Origin of the sequence: Glutamicibacter sp. MNS18 (assembly GCF_026107515.2) — a bacterium.
Lineage (GTDB): Bacteria > Actinomycetota > Actinomycetes > Actinomycetales > Micrococcaceae > Glutamicibacter.
The window spans coordinates 20,152-27,567 of record NZ_JAPCHW010000023.1 but is presented as its reverse complement, the minus strand read 5'-3'; the positions used below and the strand labels follow the sequence as shown (position 1 = coordinate 27,567).

The following is a 7,416-nucleotide window of genomic DNA, read 5'->3' as shown; positions in this document are numbered from 1 at the left end:
CATAGCGTGGGGGAAACGCCCGGTCCCATACCGAACCCGGAAGCTAAGGCCCATTGCGCCGATGGTACTGCACTCGTGAGGGTGTGGGAGAGTAGGTCACCGCCGGACTTAACTTATGTTGGTAGAGTGGTTTGAGGCCCTGACACCGTGGTGTCGGGGCCTCACCCATTTAAGCCCACGGCGCACCACAGGGGCCAGCGCTGTTCCAGAGCCACGAGACCTGACTACAGTATCAATGAGAGATAGTCGGAATTCGTTGACCCAGGGAGTATCCAGTTTGAGCGCTCAGACACTGAAGTACCGCGACGACACCATCAGGCCGCAGGATGACCTCTATCGCCACGCCAACGGCAAATGGTTCGACACCGCCTCGATCCCTAGCGACCAGGGACTCTACGGGTCGTTCATGGAATTACGCGATGAAGCAGAAGCATCCGTGCACGCGATCATCGAGGAGACGGTCGCCGCGGTTAACGCCGGCACCGAACAGGACCCCGCGAACGTCCGTATCGCACACCTCTACGGCAGCTTCATGAATGAAACTGCCATCGAGAACAAGGGGCTGGATCCGGTCCGCGGCTACCTGCAGGCCATTGCCGCGATAAACAGCGTCGAGGACCTGATCGAGCTGTCTGGCAACTTCTACCGGAAGGGGATCAGCAGCTTCCTGCAAGCCGGGGCGATGAACGACGCAGGTGCCCCTGACCGTAACCTGCTGACCTTCCTCCAAGGTGGCTTGGGATTGCCCGATGAATCCTACTACCGCGAAGAACAGTTCGCCCAAACCGTGGCGGACTACCAGGATCACGTCGCCAAGCTTCTGGATCTAGGCGAGGTAGCAGACCCTGAAGATGCCGCTGCCGTCATTGTCAACCTGGAAAAGGTGATCGCCAGTCACCACTGGGACCGCGTCAAGGTACGGGATGCTCAGGCCCGGTACAACCTGCTGGACCGGGCCGGTGTTCTGAAGCTGTTCCCACAGCTCGATCTGTGGCTGCGTGGTGCGGGAATCGATGAGAAGTACTTCGCTGAAGTCGTCCTCTGGCAGCCCAGCTACTTCGAGGCGCTGTCCACGATGCTATCGGACGAAACACTCCAGGCATGGAAATCATGGCTGACGCTACAGGTCCTGCGCTCCTTCGCGCCGTACCTTTCCAGCGCGTTTGTTAATGAGAATTTTTCCTTCTACTCCGCCAAACTGGGCGGTGTGGAAACCCTCAAAGCCCGCTGGAAGCGTGGTGTGGCCTTTACCGAAGGCGCAGTGGGTGAGGACATCGGACAACTGTATGTGGCCAAGCACTTCCCCCCGGAAGCCAAGGAGGCAATGGACCACCTGGTCCAGCGCCTGATCGAGGCCTACCGCGCATCGATCGCCACGCTGCCATGGATGGGTACGCAGACGATCGAGAAGGCCTTGGAGAAACTGTCCATGTTCAGGCCGAAGATCGGCTACCCGAATGAATGGATCGACTACTCGAGCATTACCACTGATCCAGAAGATGTGATCGCCAATCTGGCTGCGGCCAACGAATTCGAGTTCAAGCGTGAGCTGAAGAAGATCGACGATGGTGTGGACCGTGAATTGTGGTTCATGTACCCGCAGACGGTCAACGCGTACTACCACCCGCTGCTCAACGAAATTGCGTTCCCCGCGGCGATCCTGCGTCTGCCGTTTTTCGATGCGGAGCGTGACCTGGCATCCAACTTCGGTGCCATCGGCGCGGTGATCGGCCACGAAATCGGCCACGGGTTCGACGACCAGGGATCGCAGTACGACGGGACCGGCGAACTAAAGGACTGGTGGACCGCGGAAGACCGGGAGGCCTTCGAGAGCCTCACCGGCAAGCTGGTGGAGCAATACGACGCGCTTTCACCCACCGAGGCCCCGGAACACAAGGTCAACGGGAAACTGACCCTCGGGGAAAATATCGGTGATCTCGGTGGCTTGGGCATCGCCTACAAGGCCTACAAGCTGGAGTTGGCGGCCCGCGGCATCGAAACCGATGAGGTCATTGACGGGGTGGGAGGCGACCAGCGTTTCTTCTATGCATGGGCCGAGTGCTGGCGCACACTGATCCGCCCGGAAACCGCGGTGGTCCGGGTGACCACCGACCCCCATTCCCCGGGCGAGTTCCGCTGCAACCAGGTGCCCAGAAACCTGCACGCGTTCCATGAGGCTTTCGGCACGAGGCCGGGCGACGGCATGTGGATGGCGCCAGAGGATCGCGTAGAGATCTGGTAAATCCGTCAATGGCGGGCACTCTTGGTGCCCGCCATTGCTATGCCGGGCGTTCGAACGGTGAGTCCGATCATGAAGAGCACCCAACTCCGAGCGTGACACGTAGAATGGTGTACTGTGACTTCCCTAGATAATTCCCCTGCAGCAGACAACCTGAACACCAACGACCAGCGACAGGTGCGCATGAACAAGCGCGCCGAGCTGCTCTCCCGTGGCGAGGAAGCGTACCCTGTTGGGGTGCCACGCACCCATACCCTCGAGCAGGTCCGTGCACAGTACCCGGATCTGGAACCGGATACCGCAACCGGCGTGACTGTCGGGGTTGCTGGCCGCATCGTGTTCATGCGCAATACCGGCAAGCTGTGCTTCGCGACCCTGCAGGAAGGTGGGCCAGAAGGTGCCGGAACCCGTCTGCAGGTGATGCTCTCACTGGCCAATGTTGGCGAGGAGCGTCTGGCGGAATGGAAGAGCCTGGTCGACTTGGGAGACCACGTCTACGTCAGCGGCGAGGTGATCGCCTCGCGCCGCGGAGAGCTGTCGATCATGGCCAACGAGTTCCAGATGGCTTCCAAGGCCCTGCGTCCGCTGCCGGTGCTGCATGCCGACCTGAACGAGGAAACCCGGGTGCGACAGCGCTACGCGGACCTGATCGTGCGCAACGAGGCACGCGAAATGATCTACAAGCGTTCGGCGATCGTTCGTGCGGTGCGTCGTACCCTCGAAGACCTCGACTATGTCGAGGTCGAAACCCCCATGCTGCAGCTAATCCACGGCGGAGCGTCCGCGCGTCCGTTCAAGACCCACCTGAACGCCTTCGAACAGCCTATGACCCTGCGCATCGCCCTCGAGCTCTACCTCAAGCGCACCGTGGTCGGAGGCATCGACAGGGTCTTCGAAATGGGCCGGATCTTCCGCAACGAGGGTGTGGACTCAACCCACTCTCCCGAATTCACCATGCTCGAATGCTACGAAGCCTATGCCGACCAGTTCGTCATGGCAGAACGCATGAAGGAAATGATCCTTAACGCTGCCGATGCCGTCGGTGCAGGGCGGCAGATCGAGACGGCCAGGGGCACCATCAACCTCGATGGCGAATGGCGTTGGCTGGGCGTATATCCCGGCCTGTCCGAGGTCGTAGGCGAGGAGATCACGCCGGAAACCCCGGTGGAAACCCTCCACGCTATTGCGCAGAAACACGAGGTGAATTTCGATCCGAAGTGGGATGCTGAAAAACTGGTCGTGGAACTGTTCGGTGAGATTGTGGAACCGAATTTGATGGATCCGACTTTCGTCTACGATTACCCGCCATCCGCCCAGCCGCTGGCACGCCCGCACCGTGACAAGCCGGGTCTTATTGAAGCCTGGGACCTGATCATCGGCGGCATGGAACGCGGAACCGCTTTCAGCGAACTGATCGACCCGGTCATCCAGCGCGAGCGCTTGACCGAACAGTCCCTCCTGGCGGCCGGCGGTGACCCCGAGGCGATGCAGCTCGATGAGGACTTCCTGCGCGCGCTGGAATACGGTGCCCCGCCCATGGGCGGTATCGGTCTGGGTATCGACCGATTGGTCATGTTGTTCACCGACGCGGGAATTCGCGAAACTATTCTCTTCCCGTTGCTAAAGCCGGAGGCATAAAATGCCCTATGTTGAAGCCATATTGCCCACTATCGTTGTCGCTTTGATTTTTTGGTATGTAATCAAGGCAGTAATGAATGCCGATCGTTCCGAACGCCAGGCTGAAGCCGAGGCTGACCGGAGTTTCGGTTTTGAATCTACCTCGGGAGATTCTAAATCACAGGACAATAAAGCCCAACCTGATAATTAGGTGCAAATTCCCCGGGGAATGCAATACTAATCGCCTATATTGTCTATGATGGATGCACCTACAGTTCTGAAGATAAGAATTCTTCGGATCTGACGCATTACCATCACGGAGGATAATAACGTGGCACGCCAAGTTCAGATTGCATTAATTGACGACATCGATGGCGGGGAAGCGACCGAATCAATTTCCTTTAGCGTTGGGACGGACCATTACGAAATGGACCTGAATGACGAGAATGCGGAAAAGTTCCGAGCTGCCCTTGCACCGTTTATCGAGGTGGCGCGTAATTCCAAGCAGGCCTCGACGAGTGAAGCTCCTGCCATTCGGGCCTGGGCCAAGGAGAACAACATCAAGGTCAATGCCCGTGGCCGATTGAATGCCGATGTTGTCGAGGCTTACCAGGCGGCGCAGCGCAAGGGCGGACGCTCCCGCGCTCGCTAGAAGACTGGATCCAAACTGAATATGCGCAATGGCCGGGATGCATGCATCCCGGCCATTGCCGCACACCCGGACAGGTTTGCCATCTGAAGGCCTACCTTCGGTTATCCCTGTGGCGAACAAGGCAGAATACTGCGCCCATGGTGCGTAGCATCGAATTATTGGTAAGCAAGGAGTGTGCCGCAATGTTTGAGAGATTTACCGACCGTGCCCGTCGCGTTGTCGTGCTCGCCCAAGAAGAGGCGCGCATGCTCAACCACAATTACATCGGCACCGAGCACCTGTTGCTCGGCCTTATCCACGAGGGTGATGGCGTCGCTGCGAAGGCGCTGGAATCGCTGAATATCTCCCTGGGCGCCGTGCGCGAACAGGTGCAGGAAATCATCGGCAAGGGGCAGCAGGCCCCCTCCGGCCACATCCCGTTCACTCCGCGCGCCAAGAAGGTTTTGGAGCTCTCGCTGCGCGAGGCGCTGCAGCTCGGACATAACTACATCGGCACCGAGCACATCCTGCTGGGCCTGATCCGTGAGGGCGAAGGCGTGGCAGCGCAGGTGCTGGTCAAGCTCGGCGCCGATCTCGGACGGGTCCGCCAGCAGGTCATCCAGTTGCTCTCCGGCTACCAGGGCGGCAAGGACACCGCTTCGGCCGGTGTCAGCTCCGGGGGACAGAGCGAAGGTGCCCCTGCCGGTTCCGCCGTGCTGGACCAGTTCGGTCGCAACCTCACGGCCGCCGCCCGCGAAGGCAAGCTCGACCCGGTCATCGGACGCGAGCACGAAATGGAACGCGTGATGCAGGTGCTCTCACGTCGTACCAAGAACAACCCGGTGTTGATCGGTGAACCAGGTGTCGGTAAGACCGCAGTGGTCGAGGGCCTGGCCCAGTCGATCGTGCGCGGTGACGTGCCTGAGACCATCAAGGACAAGCAGCTGTACACCTTGGACCTCGGTTCACTTGTGGCCGGTTCGCGTTACCGTGGTGACTTCGAGGAACGCCTGAAGAAGGTCCTGAAGGAAATCCGCACCCGCGGGGATATCATCCTGTTCATCGACGAGATCCATACCCTGGTCGGTGCCGGTGCCGCCGAGGGGGCCATCGATGCCGCCAGCATCCTCAAGCCGATGTTGGCTCGTGGCGAGCTGCAGACCATCGGTGCCACGACCCTGGACGAGTACCGCAAGAACATCGAGAAGGACGCCGCCCTTGAGCGCCGCTTCCAGCCGATCCAGGTCAAGGAGCCGTCGGTTGAACTGACGACCCAGATCCTGCGCGGTCTGCGTGACCGCTACGAGGCACACCACCGCGTATCGATCACCGATGGCGCCCTGCAGGCCGCATCACAGCTGGCCCACCGTTACATCTCCGACCGGTTCCTGCCTGACAAGGCCGTTGACCTGATCGACGAGGCCGGTGCGCGACTGCGCATCCAGCGCATGACCGCCCCGCCGGCGTTGAAGGAAATGGACGAGGAGATCGCCACCGTCCGTCTTGAGAAGGAAGCGGCGATCGACGCCCAGGATTTCGAGGGCGCAGCGTCGCTTCGTGACAAGGAATCCAAGCTGATCGAGGCGCGCAACGAGAAGGAAAAGTCCTGGCGCAACGGCGACATGGACGAAATCGCCGAGGTCACCGAGGAACTCATTGCCGAGGTCCTGGCCAACTCCACTGGTATCCCGGTGGTGAAGCTGACCGAGGAGGAGTCCACGCGTCTGCTGAACATGGAAGATGAGCTGCACAAGCGGGTCATCGGCCAGGATTCGGCAATCAAGGCCATCTCCCAGGCAATCCGCCGTACCCGTGCCGGCCTGAAGGACCCGAACCGCCCAGGCGGTTCGTTCATCTTCGCCGGCCCGACCGGTGTGGGTAAGACCGAGCTGGCCAAGGCCCTTGCCGAATTCCTCTTCGGCGAAGAAGAAGCCCTGATCACCTTGGACATGTCCGAGTACTCGGAGAAGCACACGGTGTCCCGGCTGTTCGGTGCCCCTCCGGGCTACGTCGGCTACGAGGAAGGCGGCCAGCTGACCGAGAAGGTCCGCCGCCGTCCGTTCTCCGTGGTGCTGTTCGACGAAGTGGAGAAGGCGCACGCCGACCTGTTCAACTCGCTGTTGCAGATCCTGGAAGACGGTCGCCTGACCGACTCGCAGGGCCGGGTGGTGGACTTCAAGAACACCATCATCATCATGACCACCAACCTCGGTACCCGTGACATTTCCAAGGGTGTCATGACCGGCTTCCAGTCCTCGACCGATAGCAAGACCGGATACGAGCGGATGCAGGCCAAGGTGCAGGAAGAGCTACGCCAGCACTTCCGTCCCGAGTTCCTCAACCGTGTCGACGACATCGTGGTCTTCCCGCAGCTGAGCCAGGAAGAGATCGAGCAGATCGTGGACCTGTTCGTCGGACGTCTGGCCAAGCGGCTGCACGAGCGGGACATGACCATCGAACTGTCCACTGCCGCACGTACGGTACTGGCCAGCCGCGGCTACGACCCGGCCATGGGTGCCCGACCACTGCGTCGTACCATCCAGCGGGAGATCGAGGACCAGCTCTCCGAGCGGATCCTGTTCGGCCAGATCCTCACCGGCCAGCATATCCACGTGGATGTCGAAGGCGAGCCGGGGGCCGAGAAGTTCGTCTTCCGTGCCGAAGGCGGCACCGGCCAGCTGGAAGGCGAACCGGCGCCGGCGGCGCTGGAAAGCTAAGGCAACTCACTGTTGTGGGCGGCCGAAGGGAACCGATTCCCTTCGGTCGCCCACAACTGTTTAACGGCAGGGAATGCGCTAGCGTCGTTGTGTTGCCCGGCTACTGGGGATAGTCTGATAATCCGCGTGTGACTGGGGGGAAATGTCGATGGTCCAAGCTCTGCCGGTGTTTCGCCCATGGTTGATGCGGCCCCTGCCAGCCTGCACGGCGA

At 60.5% G+C, this 7,416-nt stretch carries 5 protein-coding genes and 1 rRNA gene; all 6 read left to right on the top strand.

All coding sequences use genetic code 11. From position 1 onward, the window contains the following. Positions 1-108 (top strand): 5S ribosomal RNA (rrf, locus tag OK351_RS17685); the annotation flags it as partial. Positions 109-235: 127 nt separating this feature from the next. Continuing rightward, positions 236-2,242 carry a M13 family metallopeptidase gene (locus tag OK351_RS17680; RefSeq protein WP_265161725.1) on the top strand — a complete coding sequence of 669 codons (2,007 nt, stop codon included), beginning with the start codon at positions 236-238 and terminating at the stop codon, positions 2,240-2,242. A gap of 114 nt (positions 2,243-2,356) precedes the next feature. Beyond that, positions 2,357-3,877 (top strand): lysine--tRNA ligase, encoded by a 1,521-nt coding sequence (lysS, locus tag OK351_RS17675; RefSeq protein ID WP_265161722.1) that lies wholly within the window; start codon positions 2,357-2,359, stop codon positions 3,875-3,877. Position 3,878: 1 nt separating this feature from the next. Further along, the gene (locus OK351_RS17670) at positions 3,879-4,067 is read left to right on the top strand and encodes a hypothetical protein (protein ID WP_265161720.1); all 189 of its coding nucleotides are present in this window, start codon (positions 3,879-3,881) and stop codon (positions 4,065-4,067) included. 120 nt (positions 4,068-4,187) lie between these two features. After that, positions 4,188-4,508 (top strand): histone-like nucleoid-structuring protein Lsr2, encoded by a 321-nt coding sequence (locus OK351_RS17665; RefSeq protein ID WP_265161717.1) that lies wholly within the window; start codon positions 4,188-4,190, stop codon positions 4,506-4,508. A gap of 182 nt (positions 4,509-4,690) precedes the next feature. Then, positions 4,691-7,204, top strand: a complete 2,514-nt coding sequence (locus OK351_RS17660) for an ATP-dependent Clp protease ATP-binding subunit (RefSeq protein WP_265161714.1) — start codon at positions 4,691-4,693, stop codon at positions 7,202-7,204. The last annotated feature ends 212 nt before the right edge of the window (positions 7,205-7,416 follow it).

What these genes read in the sequence shown, in the direction of transcription:
- OK351_RS17680 (WP_265161725.1), top strand. Translation starts at nt 236, where the DNA reads ATGAGAGATAGTCGGAATTCGTTGACCCAGGGAGTATCCAGTTTGAGC.
- OK351_RS17670 (WP_265161720.1), top strand. Translation starts at nt 3,879, where the DNA reads ATGCCCTATGTTGAAGCCATATTGCCCACTATCGTTGTCGCTTTGATT.
- OK351_RS17660 (WP_265161714.1), top strand. Translation starts at nt 4,691, where the DNA reads ATGTTTGAGAGATTTACCGACCGTGCCCGTCGCGTTGTCGTGCTCGCC.